This is a genomic window from Pseudomonas sp. YL2 (genome assembly GCF_023063025.1).
In the GTDB taxonomy this organism is placed as follows: Bacteria; Pseudomonadota; Gammaproteobacteria; order Pseudomonadales; family Pseudomonadaceae; genus Aquipseudomonas; species Aquipseudomonas putida_A.
Genome location: NZ_JAJSLU010000005.1, coordinates 323,434 through 346,436 on the forward strand (window position 1 = coordinate 323,434; position 23,003 = coordinate 346,436).

The window sequence follows — 23,003 nt, forward strand, 5'->3', positions numbered from 1 at the left end:
GAAGAGGGCGGCACAGCATCAACTCAACCCGGGGTCAGGCATTCCGGCCCATTGAGCTTCGGATCATTCACCAGATTCGCCAACACCCGCTCGCGCAATGCCGCCGGCTCACTGGCGAGCAAGCCCTGCAGCACATGCAACGGCGTCGCGGGATCGAGCCAGGCCGCCTGCCCCGCCTCATCGAGAATCAACGGTCGGCGCTGACTGGCCGCCGGCTGCGTGATGACGGCGGTGCTCAGCCACACCTGCTCCTGCACCGGATAGGCCTCCCAGATCGCCGCGAAAAACAGCGAAGAACCCTCCCCTGGCGTCAGCCAGTACGGGCGCTTGCGCAGATTGCCGCGCCATTCGTAGAAACCGTTGGCCGGCAGCAGACAGCGGCGCAGGCGCAGTGCCTCGCGGAACATCGGTTGCTCGGCGACGGTTTCGGCCCGGGCATGCGCCGGGGTACGCGACAGATCGGTCAGCCACGGTGGCGTCAGCCCCCAACGGGCGCGGGCCAGGGTGCGTTGGCCGTCGGCCTCGGCACGCAGCATCAAAACCGAATCATTGGGAGAGATGTTCCACTGTGCCTGCTGATCGGCGGGAAATCCGGGCAGGGCCGCGAAATCGCGGTTCCAGCGAAACAGGGCATAACGTCCACACATGGGGCAACACGACTCAGAAATAAAACGAACACCAGCCTAACAGACCAGCGTCCCGGGGAAGCTCTCCGGTTCATCGCCGGGCAGCGGCAGCGCGGCATTGTACGCGGTGATCAGTTCGCGGGCGTATTCGGCCTGATCGTTTTCGACCGACAGTCCCAGCAGGCCGAAGATCGGCAATTCACCGGTGCCACCGAGCAGATCGCGACCCACCAGATGCGCCTCGATGCCCTCGCTGGCGAGCATGCCCTTGAGCATCTCGCCCTCCATCAGGTTTTCCGGCTCGTAGATTCGCTGCATGCGCGCCCCTCACTCGTTTTCGCTGAAGACTTCCAGAAACCAATCCTCGCCATGCACCTGCAAGACAAACGTGATCGGTCGACAACACACCTGACAGTCCTCGATGTAGGTCTGATCGCCTGCGGACAGGTCCACCGTCGTCTCGACCTCTTCACCACAATACGGACATTCATACAGTGCACTTTCCAGCATCGCGGTCTCCCAGGTGACTTGTGCGTATAATCGCCGGTCTATTTGCAGGGCTATTTTTGTCTGGCTACCTTTTCAGACCGTGCCCCGTTGGTTTTCGATCAAAACCTTTACTTACCCTAGCCGTTTCCAACAAGAGAGCATGATGGGCGAATTCGATGCCATCCGACCTTACGACGACAGCGAAGTACCTGCGGTACTGGCAAGACTGCTCGGCGACAAGGCGTTTCTAGATATCCTCACCCACTTCCGCTTCCCGCGTTTTGCCGGTGCCTTCGGCTGGATGCTCAAACCACTTATAGCCCATCGGCTGCGTCGTGAGTTTGCCGACGTGACCTCCGTGGCCACTTTGCAGGACAAAGTCGAGTTCTACGTCGACCACACCATCGAGCGCGCCACTGATGGCGTGACCTACACCGGTGTCGAGCAATTCAAGTCCGGCAGCGCCTACCTGTTCATCGCCAACCACCGCGACATCGTGATGGACCCGGCCTTCGTCAACTACGCGGTGTACCACGCCGGCCTGCCGACCCCGCGCATCGCGATCGGCGACAACTTGCTGCAGAAACCCTTCGTCAGCGATCTGATGCGTCTGAACAAGAGCTTCATCGTGCATCGCTCGATCACCGGGCGTCGCGAGAAGATGGCCGCGTATCAATTGCTGTCGGCGTACATCAACCACTCGATCCGCAACGATTGCGCCTCGATCTGGATCGCCCAGGCTGAAGGCCGGGCGAAGGATGGCGACGACCGTACCGAGTCGGCGATCCTCAAGATGTTCCACATGAGCCGCAAGGACGAGCCGTTCGGCGAAGTGATTCAGTCGCTGAACCTGACCCCGGTGTCGATCAGCTACGAATACGACCCGTGCGACCAGGCCAAGGCCCGCGAGTTGTACATCCGCGCCACCACCGGCACCTACGCCAAGGCGCCGGGCGAGGATGACGTGAGCATTGCCAAGGGCATCACCGGCTACAAGGGCCGGGTGCACGTGAACTTCGCTGCGCCGATCACCGAGCGGTTCGAAGACACCAAGCAATTGGCGGTCGAGATGGACAAGCAGATTCTCGGCGGTTATCGCCTGTTCCCGGTGCATTACCTGGCGTACGCGCAGTGGGCCGATGCCGATCCGCAACTGAACGTGCCGAAGGCTGCCGAAGTGTTTCCGGCGGATGAACTGGCCAAGGCGCAGGAAGAATGGCAGCGCCGCCTGGACGCCTGCCCTGAGGAGCACCGTCCTTATCTGGTGCTGCAATATGCAACGCCGGTGCGCAATCAGTACCGAGTGAAGGCTGGGTTACCGTTGTAAACAGGCATAGCGGAGCCCCTGTGGCGAGGGGATTTATCCCCGATGGGTCGCGAAGCGGCCCCAGGATTCTGCCTGAATAATCATGGGCCTGCTGCGCAGGCCATCGGGGATAAATCCCCTCGCCACAAGGTTTTGCATTCACTTCAGAAGCGGGTGCTGATCCAGGAAACGATCAGGGCCAGGCCAAGGCAGGCGAAGCCGAAGCGGTAGAAAAAGCGGTTCATGCGCAATGTCGCCCAATCCAGAATCGGTTCGGCGTTCGGTTGGGCCAGGCGTTGCGCGGCGATGCTGGCCATGGCGCGTTGTTCACGACGGCGGGTCGCGTGCAGCAGCCAACTGCCCGGGAAGGCCAGAGCCAACGCCAGCAGGTTGATCAATTTGGCGGGATGGGCGGTAAACAGCGTCATCAAGTGCAGCGACATCACAGACCTCGGAACTGAATCGGTGTGGCAGGCGCCCGATCGACGACTGCGGCGCGGATTCTACCGAAACCCTCCGCCACCGCCCTAGCCTTTGCGACAAATAACCTGACAATCGACCGATGGCTGTCCTGTGTCACGGCATCGTAATTTACATCGGCCACCATGCGCGCCTCGAAACACACATGGAACGCGACATGCTGCACGCCGAAAACCAGGATCGCCTGTACCTCATCACCCCGACCGACGAACAACAAAGCCTCGTCGGCAGCCTCGCCTTCAATGTTCAGGATCGCCACTGGCTGGTGTATTGCGCCCTCGGCGGGCATCAGCATGCGGATTTGCCGGAGACTGACCTGCTGACCGGTGTGAGTGTCCTCGACTTCTACTCCCAGGCTGCCTGACACACGCCTGTCCCTGTGGGAGGGGGCTTGCTCCCGAAGACTGAGTATCAGTCGACTTCTGAGTTGACTGATCCACCGCTTTCGGGAGCAAGCCCCCTCCCACAGTTGCATGAGTATTCAGATAAATTGTGTGGCCACAAAAAAGCCCGGAGCCATCACTGGCGCCGGGCTTTTTCACATCAACCGCACAGCTTACTCGGCGAGGATCTGACCCACGGTCGGGTCCTTGAACAGGCGAGTCAACGCATCGCTCAACACGTCGCTGACCAGCTTGGTGTTGGTTTCCTGGTTCGGCGCCATGCCGAAACGCTGGTCCAGCGAAGCGCCGTAGCGGCCGCTGTAACGACGGTTGCCGCTCTGCACGTCGGAGCGGAAGGTCGCGCCGATGGTGGCTTCGGTCACGTACATGCCTTCTTTCGGCGACTGGTACTTCAGCTCGGTCAGGGTCACGGTCAGTTGCGGCGCGTTCATCCCGTTGCTGGTCGGGGTGAAGCCGAGCAGACGTACGGCGGCTTCAGCCTGCGCCTGCAACTTGGGCAGGATCTGCTCGCGCTGCACGGTGATCGCGCTGGTTTCCGGGTACAGGCCGCCGCGGGTGCCGAGGGTTGGCGACGGACGACCGTCAACCACACGCACCACCACTTGCTGGCCATGGCCGACCGGGGCCAACTGCGTGGTCAGCTTCGGTTCCGGGCTCAGTTGTTGCGGGCTGTGGGCGCAGCCAACCAGGGTCAAACTGGTCACAGTGATCAAACCGAACAACAGGCGTTGCAACATGCTCTTTTCTCCAGAATCAGGCACAAACAGGCCGGCAGTATAGCGGTGGGCCACTGCGGGTCACCAGCACCCGACAGTGAATACTCAAATGTCTGACCCAGCCGTGGGAATGCGGTTCCTGTCACAGATTGTTCACCGCCCATACACCTCGGCGTCACGGCCGCCAGGCAAGCTTCAAACCAGTCCTCCAACAAGGTACTCGGCCATGCGTTATCTGATCTCGTTGTTCGCCCCACGCCCACTGCACCGCAGTTTTGCCCTGCTCGATCGCAACGGTCATTGCCAGGCATTCAAGCAGTGCAGCCTGCAACCGATGGGCGATGGCTGGGTGGAAATCGAAGAAATCCGCCTCAACTGGTTGCACCAGCCACTGCCCGCCAGCGCCCGCGTCATAGCGTCGCAGCCCCGCGCACGCGTGCAAGCGATGTTGAGCATCTGACCGGATGCCTAATAAAAGTCATTAAACACGAGCAACTGCCCGCATTTCTTCGATACAATCTCCCCCCGATTATAAGGACGTCTCCTGATCGGGCCCCGCAACACCGTCAATGCGCATGCATCGACACCCAAATCGCCCACAGAGAGCCGCCCACACAGATCGAGTGAAGTTGGCGCGCTTGCCTGTTCTTCCGGCAAAAACCCCGCTTTTCGCGAATCTGCAGAGCTGTCATGACGCTCGGCCACCGCGTTGTTTTGCCCTTGCGGGCAGGGTGCCAGGCCTGGACAGCCCTTTTTTGAGGTTCACGTCTTCAAAAGAGCGTGAAAAAAACGGGTTTTCACAACTTCACAAGAGTGTGGCGAGCAAATGAAAAGTTTTGCGTCTGAACATGCACCATTAGCGTCTGAAACAGCCCAACGACACAGGACCGGGTATACCTCGAACATCGGAGCCTGAAGCCTGTCCGCTACGGATTTGGTTGCACAAAAACGGATGTCTCGACCATAAGTCGAATTGCCAGCCGCGTGCTGAAATGAGTTCATGGAGCTCTTGAAGCCAGGCCGCATGCATCCGTCGAAGTTGCGAAAAATTGCGAAGATTCGGACATGACGAACCTGACCATGGGTATCCGGGGCGCAACTGACCTGCCCCGTCACTCCCTGGCAGCCATGCCGACAATTTGGTGCTGCAGATTTTGGAGACGCGTTAAATGGCGCATAACGAAGCAGTCGACGTAGTTCTGGTAGGGGCCGGCATCATGAGTGCCACCCTGGCAGTACTGCTCAAAGAGCTCGACCCGGCGATCAAGCTGGAAGTCGTCGAGTTGATGGATTCCGGTGCTGCGGAGAGTTCCAACCCGTGGAACAACGCCGGTACCGGCCACGCCGGCCTGTGCGAGCTGAACTACACGCCGCAGGCAGCCGACGGCAGCGTCGACATCAAGAAAGCCGTGCACATCAACACCCAGTTCGAAGTGTCCAAACAGTTCTGGTCGTACCTGACCAAGAAAGGCACCTTCGGCTCGTGCAAATCCTTCATCAGCCCGGTGCCGCACCTGAGCTTCGTTCAGGGTGACAAAGGCGTGTCGTTCCTCAAGGAACGCTTCAACGTGCTGCACAAGCACCACGCCTTCTCCGACATGGAATACACCGAAGACAAGGCCAGGATGGCCGAGTGGATGCCGCTGATGATGCCGGGCCGCTCGCCGGACGAAGTCCTGGCCGCTACCCGCGTGATGAATGGCACCGACGTCAACTTCGGCGCCCTGACCAATCAGTTGCTCAAGCACCTGACCAGCGCACCGGACACCCAGGTCAAATACTGCAAGCGCGTCACCGGCCTCAAGCGTAACGGCGCCGGCTGGACCGTCAGCATCAAGGACGTCAACAGCGGCGCCAGCCGTGAAGTCGACGCCAAGTTCGTCTTCCTCGGCGCTGGCGGCGCGGCTCTGCCATTGCTGCAGGCTTCGGGCATCGAAGAAAGCAAAGGCTTCGGCGGATTCCCGATCAGCGGGCAATGGCTGCGTTGCGACAACCCGGAAGTGGTCAAGCACCACCAGGCCAAGGTCTACAGCCAGGCTGCAGTCGGTTCGCCACCAATGTCGGTGCCGCACCTGGACACCCGTGTGGTCGATGGCAAGAAATCCCTGCTGTTCGGGCCATACGCCGGTTTCACCACCAAGTTCCTCAAGCACGGTTCCTTCATGGACCTGCCGCTGTCGGTTCGCGCCGGCAACATCGGCCCGATGCTGGCAGTGGCGAAGAACAACATGGACCTGACCAAATATCTGGTCAGCGAAGTGATGCAATCGATGGAGCAGCGTCTGGAATCCCTGCGCCGCTTCTACCCGGAGGCGAAAGCCGAGGACTGGCGCCTGGAAGTGGCCGGCCAACGGGTACAGATCATCAAGAAAGACCCGAAAAAAGGCGGCATCCTGCAATTCGGTACCGAACTGGTTGCGGCGAAAGACGGCTCCCTCGCCGCCCTGCTCGGCGCTTCGCCAGGTGCTTCGGTGACCGTTTCGATCATGCTCGAGCTGATCGAGAAATGCTTCCCGGCCAAGGCCAAGGGTGAGTGGGCGGCCAAACTGGCGGAGATCTTCCCGGCCCGCGAGAAGGTTCTGGAAACCGATGCTGCGCTGTATCGCAAGATCAACACGCAGAACAACATCGCCCTGGAACTGGTTGAAGAAAGCAGCGAGACCCCAAGCTTCGCTTGATCTTGCGCCATAAAAAAACGCCCCGTACTCGGTGAGTGCGGGGCGTTTTTTTTATGGCCAGTATTTGAAACACTGACCTCTGTGGCGAGGGAGCTTGCTCCCGCTTGAGTGCGCAGCGCTCACAAGAGTTTGGGGCCGCTGCGCAGCCCGGCGGGAGCAAGCTCCCTCGCCACAGGGATGGTATTAGGCGCGGGATTTTTCGATCAGTTCGATATAGTCCGGGGCATTGCGCTGATCGGCGATCAGGTCAACGAAGGTCTTGCCGTGCTCATCCTCGCCATCCACGTCATAACCGGCCGCCACGAAGAACGTCAGGAAGCGCTCGAAATCGTCGATGCGCAGGCCACGGTAGGCCTTGATCAGTTTGTGCAGCGACGGCGAAGTGGCGTCGACCGGTTCAAAATCGAGGAACAGCTTGATCTGCTCATCGCCGATCTCGTCACCAATCACCTGTTTCTTATCTTTACGCATTGCCGACTCCAGCTCGCAGACATTACACGGGGCGGGCAGTTTACCCCTGCCCAGCCACCCGGCTCAACGCGAACGAACGGCCCCGGTGTGCAGATCGGCCCAGATGTGGCCGTTGGCGTAACTGAGGAACTGTACATACACGGTGTCGTTGCGCAGCAAATCGATCACCACCCGGTACTGGGCCAACGGGTAAAACAGGGTCAGGGTTTTGCTCTTGTCGTCATAAGCCGGTTTTTTCAGGCTTTTGCTTTCGCCATCGAAATTGACCAGCACCTGGGCGATGGTTGCGCCCTTGTTCAGCGACTTACCCTTGAGGCGAATCATCAGCGGCGACGTGACCGGAATCGGCTGCTGATTGGACTGGCGTTGCGCACCGACCACCACCGAATAATCGGTGACCTGCAGCAGTTGTTGCTGCTCGGGTTCAGCATCGCGCAGGGTCAGGTCGTCCGGCGGCAGGAATTGACTGTGCATCGGTGCCGCAGACAGCGGCAGGCTGAGGATCAGCAACAGGGCGGCAAGGCTGCGGATCAAGAGGCTCATGGCAGGCTCCGGGGGCGGGGCCGAGCACTCTAGCATGGGGAACGCGGATGGATCAGCACACACAAAACAACTGTGGGAGCGAGCCTGCTCGCGGTAGCGTCGTATCAGTCAACATCAACATTGCTGACAGACCGCTATCGCGAGCAGGCTCGCTCCCACAAGGGATAGCGCGGGGTCTTACATGCCTTTAACGGCAAAGATCCCGTTGGCGTTGCGCCAGTAGCCTTTGTAGTCCATGCCGTAACCGAAGATGTAGCGGTCAATGCACGGCAGGCCGACGAAGTCTGCCTTCAGATCAGGACGCGCCTTGCGGTCGTGATCCTTGTCGATCAGCACGGCGGTGTGCACTTTGCGTGCGCCGGCGTGTTTGCAGAAGTCGATGATCGCGCCCAGGGTGTGACCTTCGTCGAGGATGTCGTCGATGATCAGCACGTCGCGGTCGATGAACGAGACTTCCGGCTTGGCTTTCCAGAACAGGTCGCCGCCGCTGGTTTCGTTGCGATAACGGGTCGCGTGCAGGTAGGACGCTTCCAGCGGGAATTGCAGGTGAGTCAGCAGTTTGCCGGAGAAGATCAGGCCGCCGTTCATCACGCAGAACACCACCGGGTTGCTATCGGCCAGTTGTTCGTTGATTTGTGCACCGACGCGGGCGATGGCGGCCTCGACTTCAGATTCGGTGTACAGGCAGTCAGCCTCTCGCATGATTTGACGGATATGCTCGAGATCAGCGGACATGGCGCTCTCCAGGGGGATGTTTTCGGAAAAGCGGGCAAAGGTACGCATCCCGTGAGGTCGAATCAAGCCTTAATGGACTAACGTACTCAATGTCCTATAGGACATCACCCTCGGATAGATTAATCTAGGCCGGTTTTTTTGCCCGCCGCCGGAGTTTTTCCATGCCCATCCTCGAGATCCGCCACCCGCTGATCCGCCATAAACTCGGCCTGATGCGCCGCGCCGATATCAGCACCAAGAATTTCCGTGAGCTTGCTCAGGAAGTCGGCGCCCTGTTGACCTATGAAGCTACAAAAGATCTGCCGCTCGAATCCTACGATATCGCCGGTTGGTGCGGCACTGTGTCGGTGGAGAAAATCGCCGGCAAGAAGATCACCGTCGTGCCGATCCTGCGCGCCGGCATCGGCATGCTCGAAGGCGTGCTGAGCCTGATCCCGGGTGCCAAGGTTTCCGCTGTGGGCGTTGCCCGCAATGAAGAAACCCTGCAAGCGCACACTTATCTGGAAAAACTGGTTCCGGAAATCGACGAACGGCTGGCGATGATCATCGACCCGATGCTCGCCACCGGCAGCTCCATGGTCGCGACCATCGATCTGCTGAAGAAAGCCGGTTGCAAGGACATCCGCGCAATGGTGCTGGTGGCCGCGCCGGAAGGCATTGCTGCTGTGGAACAGGCTCACCCGGACGTGACCATCTACACCGCTTCCATCGATGAGCGTCTGAACGAACACGGTTACATCATCCCAGGGCTTGGCGATGCCGGTGACAAGATCTTCGGTACCAAGCAGAAGGACGCGTGAGCATGCAGCAAGAGTTCAACGATCCGCTCTGGCGCACGGTGCTGTCCGGCGCCCAGATGCTGTTCGTGGCTTTCGGCGCCCTGGTGCTGATGCCGCTGATCACCGGGCTTGACCCGAACGTGGCACTGTTTACCGCGGGTCTGGGGACGATCCTGTTCCAGATTGTCACCGGGCGTCAGGTGCCGGTGTTTCTGGCGTCGAGCTTTGCCTTCATCACCCCGATCATTCTCGCCAAGGGCCAGTTCGGCCTCGCCGCGACCATGGGCGGCGTGATGGCAGCCGGTTTCGTCTACACCTTCCTCGGCCTCGCCGTGAAAATCAAAGGCACCGGTTTCATTGACCGTCTGCTGCCGCCAGTGGTGATTGGCCCGGTGATCATCTCCATCGGTCTGGCCATGGCGCCGATTGCCGCGAACATGGCGATGGGCAAGGCGGGTGACGGTTCCGAGCTGATCCACTACCAGACCGCGATGATGATCTCGATGCCGGCGCTGCTGACCACGTTGATCGTGGCGGTGTTCGGTAAGGGCATCTTCCGCCTGGTGCCGATCATTTCCGGGGTACTGGTCGGCTTTGCCATGTCGTTCTATTTCGGTGTGGTCGATACCGCGAAGATTGCGGCGGCGCCATGGTTCGCCCTGCCGCATTTCACCGCGCCGGAGTTCAACTGGCAGGCGATCCTGTTCATCGTTCCGGTGGCGCTGGCTCCGGCCATCGAGCACATCGGCGGCGTGATCGCGGTGGGTAGCGTGACCGGTCGTGACTACCTGAAGAAACCGGGCCTGCATCGCACCCTGCTCGGTGACGGCATCGCCACCACGGCGGCCGGTCTGTTTGGCGGCCCGCCGAATACCACCTACGCCGAAGTGACCGGCGCGGTGATGCTGACCAAGAACTACAATCCGAAAATCATGACCTGGGCGGCGATCTTCGCCATCACCCTGGCGTTCATCGGCAAGTTCGGCGCGCTGCTGCAAAGCATTCCGGTGCCGGTGATGGGCGGGATTCTTTGCCTGCTGTTCGGCTCGATCGCGGCAGTGGGGATGAACACTTTGATCCGTCACAAGATCGACCTCGGTGAGGCACGCAATCTGGTGATCGTTTCGGTGACCCTGGTGTTCGGTATCGGCGGTGTGCTGGTCGGCACCGGCACTGGCCCGGACGACTTCGGCCTCAAAGGCATCGCGCTGTGCGCGGTGGTGGCGATTGCGCTGAACCTGATTCTGCCGGGCAATGATGGCTGGAAGAACAAGAAGGCGGATGAGCCGCTGATCTAAGGATCTGGATGCTTGTTGTCTGACAGATAGCTTTCGCGAGCAAGCCCGCTCCCACAGGTGATCTTCAGCGTACCGAAGATCAAATGTGGGAGCGGGCTTGCTCGCGAAGCTTTTGGCTTTAAAGCGCTAGCGGCGCTCTCTCGCACAGGGTTGCCAACGCCTTCGCCCATTGCGGGTCGTCATTCAGGCACGGCACCAGCACCAACTCCTCGCCCCCCGCTTCGCGGAACTGTTCCTTGCCGCGATCACCGATCTCTTCCAGCGTCTCGATGCAATCGGCGACAAACGCCGGGCACATCACCAGAATCTTCTTCACCCCGCTTTGCGCCAGCTCGTCCAGCCGCGCTTCAGTGTAGGGTTCGATCCACTTCGCCCGCCCCAGACGCGACTGAAACGACACCGACCATTTGCCATCGGCAATGCCCGCGCGCCTGGCGAACTCGGCGGCGGTGCGTATGCACTGGGCGCGGTAACAGGTGGCCAGCACGGCCGGCGAAGCGTTCTTGCAGCAATCCGCGTTTTTCAAGCAGTGATTGCCAGTCGGATCGAGCTTCGTCAGGTGCCGCTCCGGCAAGCCATGGAAGCTCAGCAGCAAGTGATCGTAGTCCTGCTGCAAATGCGGGGTAGCGCTGGCGACCAGCGCGTCGATGTACTCAGGCTGATCGTAAAACGGTTGCAACACTGAAAGCTGCACATCGAGTTTGTTCTCGCGAATCACTCGCTTGGCTTCTTCGATCACCGTGGTCGTGGTGCTGTCGGCGAACTGTGGATACAGCGGTGCCAGCGTGATGCGCTTGTGCCCCGCCGCCACCAGTTGCAGCAATTTGGTTTCAATCGACGGCTCGCCATAACGCATGGCCAGTTCCACCGGGCCGTGGGTCCACTGGGTGGTCATCTGCTGCTGCAGACGACGGCTGAGCACCACCAGCGGCGAGCCCTCCTCCCACCAGATCGAAGCGTAGGCATGGGCCGATTGCTCAGGGCGCTTGATCAGGATCAGCGACACCAGCAGCCGCCGCACCGGCCACGGCAGGTCGATCACATACGGGTCCATCAGAAATTGATTGAGGTAGCTGCGTACATCGGCCACCGAGGTGGAGGCCGGGGAACCCAGGTTGACCAGAAGCAAGGCGTGATCGGTCATGCATCGTCCTATTTCAAAGGCGGCCGGAGAGATCATCCAAAGCCGCGCGCAAATCCGTGAACTGGAAAGTGAAACCCGCTTCCAGCAAGCGTGCCGGCACGGCCCGTTGGCCACCCAGCAACAGCAATGACATTTCGCCAAGCCCGACCTTCAGCGCCAGGGCCGGCATCGGCATGAACGCCGGACGGTGCAGCACGCTGCCCAGCGTCTTGGCAAACTCGCGATTGCGCACCGGTTTCGGTGCGCAGGCATTATAAGGACCGCTCGCCTGATCGCGGTGCAGAAGAAAATCAATCAGGGCGATTTGATCATCGATGTGAATCCACGGCATCCACTGCCGACCATTGCCCAGCGGCCCACCCAACCCGAGTTTGAACGGCAGCAACAGCCGCGACAAAAAGCCGCCCTCGGCCGACAGCACCAGCCCGGTTCGCACCAGCACCACGCGGATGCCCTGACCTTCGGCACGCTGGGCGGTTTCCTCCCAGGCAATGCACAACTGACTGGCAAAATCGTCGATCACTGGCGGCGACTCTTCGGTCAGCTCGCGCTCACCGCCGTCGCCATACCAGCCGACAGCAGAACCGGAGATCAACAACGCCGGTTTCTGCTGCCGTGTTTCCAGCCAGGCCAGCAGGGTTTCGGTGAGGGTGATGCGGCTGCTCCACAGCAACGCCTTGCGCCGATGGGTCCATGGCCGATCAGCGATCGGTGCACCGGCCAGGTTGACCACCGCGTCCAGCGGCTCGTTGCCGAAGTCTTCGAGACGCGAAATTGCACGCACCTGCGCGCCACAGATTTTCGCGACCTTTTCCGGGCGTCGACTCCACACCGTCAATTGATGGCCCTGCCCCGACCAGTGTCGGCAGAGCTGACGGCCTATCAAACCAGTACCGCCGGTCAGCAATATGTGCATGACTTCTTCCTCGCGTGGCGTTTTACCCGGATCACTAGTCTATTTTTATAAGCAGGGATCTTTTCTATCGGGCAGGCTCTATTGTTTAACCATAGGCCAAGCTGTCAGAACGAGAACGCTAGAAGTTATACCAAAAAACAAAATTGTACAGGTTTCATTGACGGCGTAGTCTGTACAGAAAGGTAAACGAGGCCCCTATGACTGTACCTATCGCAATCATCGGCACCGGCATCGCCGGACTCTCCGCCGCGCAGGCGCTGACAGAGGCCGGACACACCGTCCAGCTCTTCGACAAAAGCCGCGGCAGTGGCGGACGCATGTCGAGCAAACGCAGCGACGCCGGTTCGCTGGACATGGGCGCGCAATACTTCACCGCCCGCGACCGGCGTTTCGTCACCGAAGTGCAACGCTGGCAAAGTCTGGGCTGGGTCGCCGAGTGGACGCCGCAGCTCTACACCTTTCAGGGCGGGCAACTGAACCTGTCGCCGGACGAGCAGACCCGATGGGTCGGCACGCCACGCATGAGTGCGATCACCCGGGGTTTGCTCGACGGTCTGGAAGTGCACTTCGCCTGCCGTATCACCGAGGTGTTTCGCGGTGAAGAACACTGGCACCTGCAGGACGCCGAAGGCTTCACCCACGGTCCCTTCAGTCACGTGGTGATTGCAACGCCAGCGCCGCAAGCCACGGCGTTGCTGGCTGCCGCACCAAAACTCGCTGGCGCCGCCGCCGGGGTGAAAATGGACCCGACCTGGGCCGTCGCCCTCGCCTTCGATACGCCACTGGATACGCCGATCGAAGGTTGCTTCGTGCAGGACAGCCCCATCGACTGGCTGGCACGCAACCGCAGTAAACCGGGGCGCGATACCACCTGCGACACCTGGGTGCTGCACGCCAGCAGCGCCTGGAGTCGGCAACACATCGACCTGTCCAAGGAAGCGGTCATCGAGCAACTGCACGGTGCATTCGCCGAACTGCTGCACAGCGCGATGCCCGCTCCGACTTTCAGCCTCGCCCACCGCTGGCTCTACGCACGCCCTGCGACCGGCCACGAATGGGGCACGCTGGCCGACGCCGATCTGGGCTTGTACGCCTGCGGCGACTGGTGCCTGTCGGGGCGTGTCGAAGGGGCCTGGCTCAGTGGCCAAGAAGCTGCACGCCGCTTGCACGAACACCTGCAATGAATCGCATCAATCCACAAAAATTGCTGCTGTCGAAGTGGACAGCAGCCCACCCGCAAAACCGCGAAAAACACTTTCTGGTCACCGAGCTGTTCCGGGATGAGGAAGGCACGGTGCTGGAGATCGAGTTGCAGGCGGTGCTGACCAAGCGCGCCGAACGCCTCGATTGGCAGACGTTGAAGAACAACGATCACTGGTTACTGGGCTGGCAATAAAGATCCTGTAGGAGTGAGCCTGCTCGCGATGGCGTCGCATCATTCAACATCAATGCTGCCTCCCACAGTCGATCGTGGTTAACCTGGAAAAACTTATACAAATGAGTTGACTTGTACACGCATGAATCTATGCTGAGGAAAAGTTGTACAGAGATAAATATCTGTACAGGAATAGATTCGAGGTGTGCATGTCCGATCTTTCTGCTTCCCGGCCCAAAATCGCCATCAGCGCCTGCCTGATGGGCGCCGAAGTGCGCTACAACGGCGGGCACAAGGAATCGCGGTTGTGCAGCCGCACCCTTGCCGAGTATTTCGAATTCGTGCCGGTATGTCCGGAAGTCGCGATTGGCCTGGGCATCCCGCGCGAACCGATCCGCCTGGTTGGCGATCCCGATACTCCTGAAGCTATCGGTACGGTCAATCCGCAAATCAATGTCACCGAACCACTGGCAGCCTACGGGCAGAAAATGGCCGGCGAGCTCAATGACATCTGCGGCTATATCTTCATGCAGCAGTCGCCTTCGTGCGGTCTGGAGCGGGTCAAGGTCTATCACGCCAACGGCGCGCCGGTGAACGGCGGCGGCCGTGGCATCTACGCTCAGGCGTTCTGTGCGCAGCACCCTGACCTGCCGGTGGAAGAAGCCGGACGCCTGAACGATCCGGTGTTGCGGGAAAACTTCATCACCCGCGTGCTCGCCTACAGCGCCTGGCAGCAGGTGCTCGAACAAGGCTTGAGCCGCCGCGCACTGACCGAATTCCACTCACGCTACAAATACCTGCTGATGGCACACAACCCTGAGCAATACAAAGCCTTGGGCAAACTGCTGGGCAACATGGCCAAGACCGATCCGGTCGAACTCGGCCCGCGCTATTTCAGCGAGTTGATGAGCGCGTTGAAGAAATGCGCTACCCGCCGCACCCACAGCAACGTGCTGCAACACATCAGCGGCTACCTGAAACAGGCGATCAGCCCGGAAGACAAACAGGAAATGCAGCATGTCATCGGCCAGTACCGCCACGGCATCGTGCCGCTGGTGGTGCCATTGACTCTGCTCAAACACCACTTTCGCCAACACCCGGATCCGTACATTGCGCGGCAGGTTTACTTGCAGCCGCATCCGGAAAACCTCAGCCTGCGAAACGCCATTTGATGAACGACAAACTCGACACCAGCGCCCAGGAAGACCTGGGTGCCGACTTCAAGAAAGCCCTCGACGAGGGCTGGCTGCCGATCCGCGAAGTGGCGCGGCAGACCGGGGTCAACGCCATCACCCTGCGCGCCTGGGAGCGCCGTTACGGGTTGATCGTGCCGCAGCGCACGCCCAAGGGCCATCGCCTGTATTCCAGCGAACATGTGCAACGAATCCTGACCATCCTGACCTGGCTTAATCGAGGCGTGGCTGTCAGTCAGGTCAAACCGTTGCTCGATGCTCCGCAAGCCTTTACCGAGACGGTGGAAAACGACTGGCAACGGCAGCGCCAGTCCTTGCTCGGCGCCGTCATCCAGCTCAATGAGCGCAACCTCGACGATAGCATCAACCAGGCCATGGCCCTGTACCCGCCACGCACCCTGTGCGAGCAATTGCTCCTGCCGCTGCTGGCCGAACTCGAGCAGCGCTGGCAAGGCCAGTTCGGCGCACAGATGGAACGGGTGTTCTTTTATTCCTGGTTACGCAGCAAATTCGGCGCGCGCATCTACCATAACAATCGGCAATTACACGCTGCGCCGTTGCTGCTGATCAATCACTCGGACCTGGCACTGGAACCGCACCTGTGGCTATGCGCGTGGCTGATCAGCAGCGCCGACTGCCCGGTGCAAGTGTTCGACTGGCCGCTACCGGCCGGAGAACTGGCGCTCGCGGTCGATCATCTGCAAGCGCGGGGAGTGCTGCTGTATTCCAGCAAGGCGATGAATCTGGCGCAGCTGCCAAAACTGCTGAATGGCATCGGCACTGCAAAAATGCTCGTCGGACCAACGGTATGCATCCACCAGACCGAGTTGTCCGTAAGAACCCCTGAGATCGCTGATCTGATCCTGGCCGAAGACCCGCTCTCGGCACATCAGGAACTGGTTCAGCGTGGGCTGATTTAATGGAAACCGCGATGCAATTGATCTGGCTGCGCAGCGACCTGCGCCTACATGACAACACCGCCCTCGCGGCCGCCGCAGCGCGCGGTCCGACGGTTGCCGTGTATCTGCTGAGCCCGCAGCAATGGCTGGAACATGACGACGCCGCGTGCAAGGTCGACTTCTGGCTGCGCAACCTGCGTGAGCTGAGCAGTCGCCTCGGCGAGCTGAACATCCCGTTGCTGCTGCGTTCCGCCAATCATTGGGATCAGGCCCCGGCGGTGCTGCTCGAACTTTGTGTGCAATTGAATATTCAAGCTGTGCACGTCAACGAAGAATATGGCGTCCACGAAAGCCAGCGCGACGCCGCGGTGGCGGTGGCCCTGAAAACCAAAGGCATCGCTTTCCACAGCTACCTTGACCAACTGCTGTTCAAGCCCGGCACGGTACTGACCAAAACCGAAACCTACTTTCAGGTGTTCAGCCAGTTCCGCAAGGTCTGCTATGAACGCCTGCACCGCTCGATGCCGGCGCTGGTCAAGACGCCCGGCAAACAGGCAAAGCTGAACATCGACAGCGATCCGGTGCCGGCATCCGTCGCCGGTTTTGCAACGCCGAGCGAGTCTTTGCGCACACTGTGGCCGGCCGGCGAACAGGAAGCCCGGCGCCGTCTCGACACCTTCGCCGACGCGCAGATTGACTACTACCAGAGCGAACGCGACTTCCCGGCCAAACCCGGCACCAGTCAACTTTCCGCGTACCTCGCCGCCGGGGTGATTTCGCCGCGCCAATGCCTGCATGCGGCCTTGCAAAGCAATCAGGGCGAGTTCGACAGCGGCAAGGTCGGCGCGGTGACGTGGATCAACGAGCTGCTGTGGCGTGAGTTCTACAAGCACATTCTGGTGGGCTACCCACGGGTTTCGCGCCACCGCGCATTTCGCCCGGAAACCGAAGCCCTGGCCTGGCGTGATGCGCCGGACGATCTGGCGGCCTGGCAAGAGGCGCGGACCGGTTTGCCGATCATCGATGCAGCCATGCGCCAACTGCTGGAAACCGGCTGGATGCATAACCGCTTGCGGATGATTGTGGCGATGTTCCTGACCAAGAATCTGCTGATCGACTGGCGTGAAGGCGAGCGCTTTTTCATGCGCCACCTGATCGACGGCGATCTGGCGGCGAACAACGGTGGCTGGCAATGGAGTTCTTCGACCGGCACCGATTCGGCGCCGTACTTCCGCATCTTCAATCCGCTGAGCCAATCGGAAAAATTCGACAGCGAAGGCCTGTTCATCAAGCACTGGCTGCCTGAACTGGCCGGCCTGAACAAGAAGGAAGTACACAACCCGGCCAGCGCCGGTGGACTGTTCGGCGTGGCGGATTATCCGGCGCCGATCGTCAATCTCGGGGCTTCGCGCGAACGCGCGCTGGCGGCGTTCAAGAACCTGCCGTCGCGCTCGTCTATGGAAGAAGTTCATGAGTGAATTCCTGCGCCGCTTCGCCCGCCAGTTCGCCGAGTTGAACAAAGACAACTTGCAACGTCTGGGCGAGCTGTACAGCGATGACATTCACTTCACCGACCCGCTGCATGAAGTGCAGGGGCTGGTGCAACTGCGACATTACTTCAGCGAGCTGTACGCCAACGTCAGCGAACTGCGCTTCGATTTCCACGGCTTCGACCAGATCGCTGACGGTGAAGGTTACCTGCGCTGGGTCATGAGTTACCGCCACCCGCGTCTGGCCGGTGGTCAATTGATTCGCGTCGCCGGGTGTTCGCACCTGCTGTGGCGCGACAAGGTTTATCGCCACCGGGATTATTTCGATGCCGGGGCCATGCTGTATGAACATTTACCCGTATTGGGCCGGGTGATCGCCTGGTTGAAAAGGAGAATGGGATGAGTCGTACACCTCCACGGCGTTATTGGCTGACCGGTGCCAGCAGTGGCATCGGCGCAGCACTGGCTGAAGAGATTCTGAAAAGCGGCGCGCATCTGGCTGTCAGTTCGCGTCAGGTGGCACCGCTCAAAGTGCTGTCGCAACGTTATCCGGGGCAAGTGCTGGTGGTGGCCGGCGATCTGACCAACAGTCAGACCGTGCGCGAAATCGGCCAGCAGATCGAACAGGCCTGGGGCTCGCTCGACAGCGTGATTCTCAATGCCGGCACCTGCGAGTACGTCGATGCGCGACAGTTCGATGCCTCGATCATCGAACATGTGGTGCGCACCAACCTGCTCGCCAGCAGTTACTGCATCGAAGCGGCCCTGCCGTTGCTGCGCAAAGGCACCGCGCCGCATCTGATCGGCATGGCCAGCTCAGTCACCTACCTGCCGCTGCCTCGGGCCGAAGCCTATGGCGCGTCGAAGGCCGGGCTGCGCTATCTGTTCGAATCGCTGCGGATCGATCTGGCCGTCGAGGGCATCGATGTCACCATCATCAGCCCGGGTTTTGTCGAAACCCCGCTGACCGCCAAGAATGACTTCCCGATGCCGTTGAGCTGGCCTGTGGATAAAGCGGCGCGGCATATTTTCGCCAAACTCAAGGATCGTCCGCTGGAGATCGCCTTTCCCGCACTGTTCATGGCGGCGCTGTGGCCACTGTCGAAGCTGCCGGCGCGCCTGCAACTGGCGATCGGCAAGCGCATGGTGCGCAGCAACCCACCGCTGCGAGACCCGATATGAAGATTGCCATTGTCGGCAGCGGAATCGCCGGCCTGACCTGCGCCCACCTGCTCAATCGCCGACACGACATCACGGTGTTCGAGGCCAGCGACTGGGTCGGCGGTCACACGCACACCGTGCAAGTGACCGTCGATGGCCGCGAATATGCAGTGGACACTGGGTTCATCGTGTTCAACGACTGGACCTATCCGAACTTCATTCGATTGCTCGGCCAGCTCGGTGTGTCGTTCAAACCGACGGAAATGAGCTTCTCGGTCACCGACCCGGACACCGGTCTGGAATACAACGGCAACAACCTCAACAGCCTCTTCGCCCAGCGCAGCAACCTGCTGTCCCCGGGGTTCTGGGGCATGTTGCGCGACATTCTGCGCTTCAATAAAGAAGCTCAGCGCGACCTCGCCGAACAGCGCATTGCCGCCGATACCACGCTCGACGATTACCTCAAGGCTGGCGGTTATGGCGAACGTTTCATCCTGCATTACATCGTGCCGATGGGCTCGGCGATCTGGTCGATGCCGATGGCCGAGATGCTCAATTTCCCGCTGCAATTCTTTGTGCGCTTCTTCAAGAATCATGGCCTGCTGTCAGTCAGTGATCGCCCGCAATGGCAGGTGATCGAGGGCGGCTCCAGTGCCTACATTGCGCCGTTGACTGCGGCGTTCCACGACAAGATCCGCCTCAGTTGCCCGGTGACGCGCATCGATCGCGATGAACACGGCGTGGTTATCCACAGCCCGGCCGGCATCGAGCGTTTCGACAAAGTCGTGCTTGCCTGCCACAGCGACCAGGCCCTGCAATTGCTCGGCACGCCAAGCCAGGCGGAACGCTCGATCCTCGGCGCCCTGCCCTATGCCGATAACGAAGTCGTGCTGCATACCGATACCCGTCTGCTGCCGACCCGCAAACTGGCGTGGGCCAGCTGGAACTATCGCTTGAGCGGCGCCGGCCATACCCACGCGGCCGTCACTTACGACATGAACATCCTGCAGGGCATTCAGAGCGACACCACGTTCTGCGTCAGCCTCAATCAGAGCGCCGGGATCAGCCCGTTCAAGGTGCTCGCCAAATACACCTACGCCCACCCGCAATTCAGCCTCGCGGCTGTGGCGGCGCAAAACCGCTGGGCCGAACTCGACGGTCAGCAGCACACCCATTATTGCGGCGCCTACTGGGCCAACGGCTTTCATGAGGACGGCGTGGTCAGCGCGTTGCGCGTGGCCGCCGCGTTCGGGGAAAGCTTATGAACAGCGCCCTGTACAGCGGCTGGATTGGTCATCGGCGCTTTTCGCCCAGACGCCACGAATTCCGTTACCGGATCGGTCTGTTGTACCTCGATCTGGCGGAACAGGACGCCGTGTTCGGCCTGTCACCGTTTGCCAGTCGCAGCCGCTTTGCACCGTTTTCGTTTCGCGAAACCGACTACCTGAAAACCTTCACCGGCAGCGGCATGCGCCTGATCGATGCGGTGCGCCAGCAAGTCGGCGTCGCCATCGGCCATCAACCGCAGGGTTCGATCTGCCTGCTGACCCAACCGCGCAGTTGGGGTCTGGCGTTCAATCCGGTGAGCTTCTTTTATTGCCACGAGGCCGACGGGCAACTGGCGGCGATTCTCTGCGAAGTCACCAACACGCCGTGGCGCGAACGTTATCACTACGTGCTGCCGGCCCGCACACCGACCAACCTGCAAGACTTTCACCAGCACTTCGCCGTGGCCAAGGCCTTTCATGTCTCGCCGTTTTTGCCGCGTGACCTCGAGTACCGCATGAGCTTCAGCCCGGCTGCGCAAAAGCTCGGCGTGCACATGGCCGACTGGCAGGGTGAGCACAAGCTGTTCGACGCCACGCTCAATCTGCAGCGCGAACCCCTCGACCGCCACAGCCTGCACCGCTACTTGCGACGTTTTCCGTGGATGACCGCGAAAACCTGCCTGGCGATTTATTGGCAAGCCGTGCGCCTGTTGCTCAAGCGTGCCCCGATTTTTGCTCATCAGGCTGCCGACGGCAGCTTTCAGATCGCCACTGTGCCTCCCAAGGAGCACCGCCATGAAATCCTCTAGCCTGTCGGTCAGTCGCTTCAGCACCAACGGTTTGACCGGTTCGCTGCTGCGTCGCGGCGTTTTGCGGCAACTCAGTCAGCTCAAACACGGGCAATTGCTGGTGGTCGAGGATGGCGAACGCCTGATGTTCGGCACGCCGGGCAGCCACCTGCTCGGCGAAATCCATGTGCAGGATGCAGCGGTGTGGGGCATGGTCGCCGGCAACGGATCGATTGGTGCCGGCGAAGCGTTTATCCACGGTTACTGGAGTTCGCCGGACCTGACGGCGGTCGTGCGCGTGTTCGTCAGCAACCTCGACGTACTCGACGCCATGGAGCGCGGTCTGGCCCGCCTCAGCCGGCCCCTGGTGCAAGGCCTGCACTGGCTCAACCGCAACACGCGCAAGGGGTCGCAGAAAAACATCGCGGCGCACTATGACCTCGGCAACGATCTGTTCGAACAATTTCTCGACCCGACCATGATGTATTCGGCGGCGCAGTTCCTCAGCCCCGACGACAGCCTGGAACAGGCTCAGTTGAACAAGCTGGAACGGATCTGCCAGAAGCTCGCACTCAAGCCCGAAGATCATCTGCTGGAGATCGGCACCGGTTGGGGCAGCATGGCGCTCTACGCCGCGCAGCACTACGGCTGCCGTGTCACCACCACGACGCTGTCGAAAGAGCAGTACGCGTTTACCGCCAGGCGCATTGAAGCACTGGGGTTGCAGGATCGGGTAACGCTGCTGCTCACCGACTACCGCGACCTCACCGGCGAATACGACAAACTGGTGTCGATCGAGATGATCGAAGCGGTCGGTCACCGCTTCCTGCCCACCTATTTCAAGCAATGCGCGCACCTGCTCAAGAGCAACGGCCTGATGCTGTTGCAGGCAATCACCATCCGCGAGCAGCGCTACGAGCAGGCCAAGCGCGGCGTCGACTTCATCCAGCGCTACATCTTCCCCGGCGGCGCCCTGCCCTGCGTGCAGAAGATGCTCGAAGTGGTCAGCCGCGAGACCGACATGAACCTGCTGCACATGGAAGACTTCGGCCTGCACTACGCCCGCACCCTGCGCCTGTGGCACGAAAACTTTCGCCGCGCCCATGGCCGTTTGAGCGAATTGGGTTACGACGATTACTTCCTGCGGCTGTGGGAGTTTTACCTGTGCTACTGCGAAGGCGGGTTTCTGGAGCGCACCATCGGCACCGCGCAACTGCTGCTGGCCAAACCGGCCGCGATGCCGGCGCCGTTGCTCGGACGCTTCGATGCTTGAGCGGCTGACCAATGCCGTGCTGTTCCAGGTCGGCTGGCTGGCCTGCGTGCTCGGCGGCGACAGTCTGTGGCTGCTGCTGGCGCTGGCGGTGTTGGTGATTCATCTGGGCTGGATCAGCAGTTGGGCGGCGGAAGGCCGTTTGATCCTCAGCGTGGTGCTTGTCGGTACAGCCGTAGACAGTCTGTTGCGCGTTGCCGGCGTGTTCGAATTCCAGGATTTGTCGCCACTGATTCCGCTGTGGCTGATGCTGCTCTGGGCCTTGCTCGCGACCACGTTGCGGCACTGCCTGCAATGGAGCGACCGCCCGTGGTGGCTGGCCAGCGGACTCGGTGCAGTGGGCGGCGCCGTGTCCTATTACGGCGGCGGACAGCTGGCCGGCGTGCAATTTCCCTACGGTGAAGTGCCGACCCTGATCGGCATCGGCCTGCTGTGGGCGCTGCTGTTTCCGCTGCTGCATGCCATGGCACGGCGGCTGGCCCACTGAGCGTCTGTCAGGCCTTTCACACAGCAACCGGTGGCTGCCTTACACTGCGCAGCATGAAAACCATTCCCCACCAGCAAATCACCGAGCCAGCGGTCACCTGTTCGACCTGCGCAGCGTGCTGTTGCCAGCTCGAGGTGATGCTGATCACCGACACCGGCGTGCCCGAACGCTTTATCGATACCGATGAGTGGGGTGGTGAAGTGATGCTGCGTCTGGACGACGGCTGGTGCGCGGCGCTGGATCGCGACAGCATGATGTGCACGATCTACGAAAGACGTCCGCTGATCTGTCGCGAATTCGAGATGGGTGCACCGGAGTGCATTGAAGAACGCAAAGGGATTGCCACTGCCTACCGTTGATTCCGAAAAACACTACTGAAACAAATGTAGGAGTGAGACTGCTTGCGGTTGGGGGGGGACCGGCAAACAAATAGTGGGTGGGCCCCCCCAATCGCGAGCCAGGTCACCCCCCCCCAGGGTTTGGGGTG

General features: G+C 60.6%; 28 protein-coding genes. 18 read left to right on the top strand and 10 right to left on the bottom strand.

The annotated features are described in order from the left end of the window. Positions 1 to 23 precede the first annotated feature (23 nt). Genes LVD08_RS10660 through LVD08_RS10670 form a run of 3 tightly spaced genes read right to left on the bottom strand, consistent with a single transcriptional unit; the run spans position 24 to position 1,136 of the window. Complete coding sequence (locus LVD08_RS10660; protein WP_007967716.1) at positions 24 to 647, bottom strand: SOS response-associated peptidase; 624 nt, start codon at positions 645 to 647, stop codon at positions 24 to 26. A gap of 36 nt (positions 648 to 683) precedes the next feature. After that, on the bottom strand, positions 684 to 944 hold the full coding sequence (locus LVD08_RS10665) for a putative signal transducing protein (RefSeq protein ID WP_003228093.1): 261 nt from the start codon (positions 942 to 944) through the stop codon (positions 684 to 686). A 9-nt stretch (positions 945 to 953) separates the two neighbouring features. Then, positions 954 to 1,136 (bottom strand): CPXCG motif-containing cysteine-rich protein, encoded by a 183-nt coding sequence (locus tag LVD08_RS10670; RefSeq protein ID WP_096797159.1) that lies wholly within the window; start codon positions 1,134 to 1,136, stop codon positions 954 to 956. Between the two features lie 142 nt (positions 1,137 to 1,278). Between LVD08_RS10670 and LVD08_RS10675 the strand changes: the two genes are divergently transcribed. Then, a complete protein-coding gene (locus LVD08_RS10675; protein WP_247268101.1) occupies positions 1,279 to 2,442 on the top strand; it encodes a 1-acyl-sn-glycerol-3-phosphate acyltransferase in 1,164 nt (387 codons plus the stop codon). A gap of 143 nt (positions 2,443 to 2,585) precedes the next feature. On the opposite strand, the gene LVD08_RS10680 is transcribed toward LVD08_RS10675, so the two are convergent. Beyond that, a complete protein-coding gene (locus LVD08_RS10680; RefSeq protein ID WP_247268102.1) occupies positions 2,586 to 2,864 on the bottom strand; it encodes a hypothetical protein in 279 nt (92 codons plus the stop codon). A gap of 194 nt (positions 2,865 to 3,058) precedes the next feature. Between LVD08_RS10680 and LVD08_RS10685 the strand changes: the two genes are divergently transcribed. Further along, positions 3,059 to 3,265 carry a hypothetical protein gene (locus tag LVD08_RS10685; protein ID WP_027612213.1) on the top strand — a complete coding sequence of 69 codons (207 nt, stop codon included), beginning with the start codon at positions 3,059 to 3,061 and terminating at the stop codon, positions 3,263 to 3,265. Positions 3,266 to 3,457: 192 nt separating this feature from the next. Here the strand turns inward: LVD08_RS10685 and LVD08_RS10690 are convergent, their stop codons facing one another. Further along, positions 3,458 to 4,042 (bottom strand): YajG family lipoprotein, encoded by a 585-nt coding sequence (locus LVD08_RS10690; RefSeq protein ID WP_003228101.1) that lies wholly within the window; start codon positions 4,040 to 4,042, stop codon positions 3,458 to 3,460. Positions 4,043 to 4,247: 205 nt separating this feature from the next. Here LVD08_RS10690 and LVD08_RS10695 point away from each other — a divergent pair, with 205 nt between their 5' ends. Beyond that, positions 4,248 to 4,481, top strand: a complete 234-nt coding sequence (locus LVD08_RS10695; protein ID WP_007912834.1) for a hypothetical protein — start codon at positions 4,248 to 4,250, stop codon at positions 4,479 to 4,481. Positions 4,482 to 5,190: 709 nt separating this feature from the next. After that, entirely contained in the window at positions 5,191 to 6,699 is a 1,509-nt protein-coding gene (gene mqo / locus LVD08_RS10700) for a malate dehydrogenase (quinone) (RefSeq protein WP_247268103.1), read from the top strand. 183 nt (positions 6,700 to 6,882) lie between these two features. Here the strand turns inward: mqo and LVD08_RS10705 are convergent, their stop codons facing one another. The 3 genes from LVD08_RS10705 to LVD08_RS10715 form a co-directional block, all read right to left on the bottom strand. Next, positions 6,883 to 7,170: a PA4642 family protein gene (locus LVD08_RS10705; protein ID WP_247268104.1), complete on the bottom strand. Its 288-nt coding sequence runs from the start codon at positions 7,168 to 7,170 to the stop codon at positions 6,883 to 6,885. 63 nt (positions 7,171 to 7,233) lie between these two features. After that, positions 7,234 to 7,713, bottom strand: coding sequence for a hypothetical protein (locus tag LVD08_RS10710; protein WP_247268105.1), 480 nt, complete (start codon positions 7,711 to 7,713; stop codon positions 7,234 to 7,236). Between the two features lie 177 nt (positions 7,714 to 7,890). Then, on the bottom strand, positions 7,891 to 8,448 hold the full coding sequence (locus LVD08_RS10715; protein WP_016987197.1) for a hypoxanthine-guanine phosphoribosyltransferase: 558 nt from the start codon (positions 8,446 to 8,448) through the stop codon (positions 7,891 to 7,893). Between the two features lie 161 nt (positions 8,449 to 8,609). On the opposite strand from LVD08_RS10715, the gene upp reads away from it, so the two are divergent. Next, a complete protein-coding gene (gene upp, locus LVD08_RS10720) occupies positions 8,610 to 9,248 on the top strand; it encodes a uracil phosphoribosyltransferase (protein WP_003228118.1) in 639 nt (212 codons plus the stop codon). Positions 9,249 to 9,250: 2 nt separating this feature from the next. Then, on the top strand, positions 9,251 to 10,525 hold the full coding sequence (locus LVD08_RS10725; RefSeq protein WP_003228120.1) for a uracil-xanthine permease family protein: 1,275 nt from the start codon (positions 9,251 to 9,253) through the stop codon (positions 10,523 to 10,525). Between the two features lie 118 nt (positions 10,526 to 10,643). Here LVD08_RS10725 and hemH read toward each other — a convergent pair whose 3' ends face one another. Continuing rightward, the gene (gene hemH / locus LVD08_RS10730) at positions 10,644 to 11,669 is read right to left on the bottom strand and encodes a ferrochelatase (RefSeq protein WP_096797274.1); all 1,026 of its coding nucleotides are present in this window, start codon (positions 11,667 to 11,669) and stop codon (positions 10,644 to 10,646) included. A gap of 13 nt (positions 11,670 to 11,682) precedes the next feature. Continuing rightward, positions 11,683 to 12,585, bottom strand: coding sequence for a TIGR01777 family oxidoreductase (locus LVD08_RS10735; RefSeq protein WP_247268106.1), 903 nt, complete (start codon positions 12,583 to 12,585; stop codon positions 11,683 to 11,685). Between the two features lie 197 nt (positions 12,586 to 12,782). Here LVD08_RS10735 and LVD08_RS10740 point away from each other — a divergent pair, with 197 nt between their 5' ends. The 12 genes from LVD08_RS10740 to LVD08_RS10795 all read left to right on the top strand — a co-directional run bounded on the left by LVD08_RS10740 (position 12,783) and on the right by LVD08_RS10795 (position 22,875). Continuing rightward, a complete protein-coding gene (locus LVD08_RS10740; protein WP_007967686.1) occupies positions 12,783 to 13,769 on the top strand; it encodes an NAD(P)/FAD-dependent oxidoreductase in 987 nt (328 codons plus the stop codon). Next, positions 13,766 to 13,981, top strand: coding sequence for a TIGR02450 family Trp-rich protein (locus tag LVD08_RS10745; RefSeq protein WP_027612220.1), 216 nt, complete (start codon positions 13,766 to 13,768; stop codon positions 13,979 to 13,981). The genes LVD08_RS10740 and LVD08_RS10745 overlap by 4 nt, the downstream gene beginning before the upstream one ends. Before the next feature lie 188 nt (positions 13,982 to 14,169). Next, a complete protein-coding gene (locus LVD08_RS10750) occupies positions 14,170 to 15,132 on the top strand; it encodes a YbgA family protein (protein ID WP_247268107.1) in 963 nt (320 codons plus the stop codon). Then, positions 15,132 to 16,073 (top strand): MerR family transcriptional regulator, encoded by a 942-nt coding sequence (locus tag LVD08_RS10755; RefSeq protein ID WP_096797277.1) that lies wholly within the window; start codon positions 15,132 to 15,134, stop codon positions 16,071 to 16,073. The genes LVD08_RS10750 and LVD08_RS10755 overlap by 1 nt, the downstream gene beginning before the upstream one ends. An 11-nt stretch (positions 16,074 to 16,084) precedes the next feature. Then, positions 16,085 to 17,530, top strand: coding sequence for a deoxyribodipyrimidine photo-lyase (gene phrB / locus LVD08_RS10760; protein ID WP_247268108.1), 1,446 nt, complete (start codon positions 16,085 to 16,087; stop codon positions 17,528 to 17,530). Then, positions 17,523 to 17,945, top strand: coding sequence for a nuclear transport factor 2 family protein (locus LVD08_RS10765; protein WP_027612224.1), 423 nt, complete (start codon positions 17,523 to 17,525; stop codon positions 17,943 to 17,945). The genes phrB and LVD08_RS10765 overlap by 8 nt, the downstream gene beginning before the upstream one ends. After that, positions 17,942 to 18,724, top strand: coding sequence for an SDR family NAD(P)-dependent oxidoreductase (locus tag LVD08_RS10770; RefSeq protein ID WP_027612225.1), 783 nt, complete (start codon positions 17,942 to 17,944; stop codon positions 18,722 to 18,724). The genes LVD08_RS10765 and LVD08_RS10770 overlap by 4 nt, the downstream gene beginning before the upstream one ends. Then, positions 18,721 to 19,968 (top strand): NAD(P)/FAD-dependent oxidoreductase, encoded by a 1,248-nt coding sequence (locus tag LVD08_RS10775; RefSeq protein WP_027612226.1) that lies wholly within the window; start codon positions 18,721 to 18,723, stop codon positions 19,966 to 19,968. The genes LVD08_RS10770 and LVD08_RS10775 overlap by 4 nt, the downstream gene beginning before the upstream one ends. Further along, entirely contained in the window at positions 19,965 to 20,780 is an 816-nt protein-coding gene (locus LVD08_RS10780; protein WP_027612227.1) for a DUF1365 domain-containing protein, read from the top strand. Before LVD08_RS10775 ends, LVD08_RS10780 begins: the two co-directional genes overlap by 4 nt. Continuing rightward, on the top strand, positions 20,767 to 22,032 hold the full coding sequence (locus LVD08_RS10785) for an SAM-dependent methyltransferase (protein ID WP_096797281.1): 1,266 nt from the start codon (positions 20,767 to 20,769) through the stop codon (positions 22,030 to 22,032). Before LVD08_RS10780 ends, LVD08_RS10785 begins: the two co-directional genes overlap by 14 nt. Next, entirely contained in the window at positions 22,025 to 22,516 is a 492-nt protein-coding gene (locus LVD08_RS10790; protein WP_247268109.1) for a DUF2878 domain-containing protein, read from the top strand. The genes LVD08_RS10785 and LVD08_RS10790 overlap by 8 nt, the downstream gene beginning before the upstream one ends. A 53-nt stretch (positions 22,517 to 22,569) precedes the next feature. Further along, positions 22,570 to 22,875, top strand: a complete 306-nt coding sequence (locus LVD08_RS10795) for a YkgJ family cysteine cluster protein (protein ID WP_041072462.1) — start codon at positions 22,570 to 22,572, stop codon at positions 22,873 to 22,875. Positions 22,876 to 23,003: the final 128 nt, after the last annotated feature.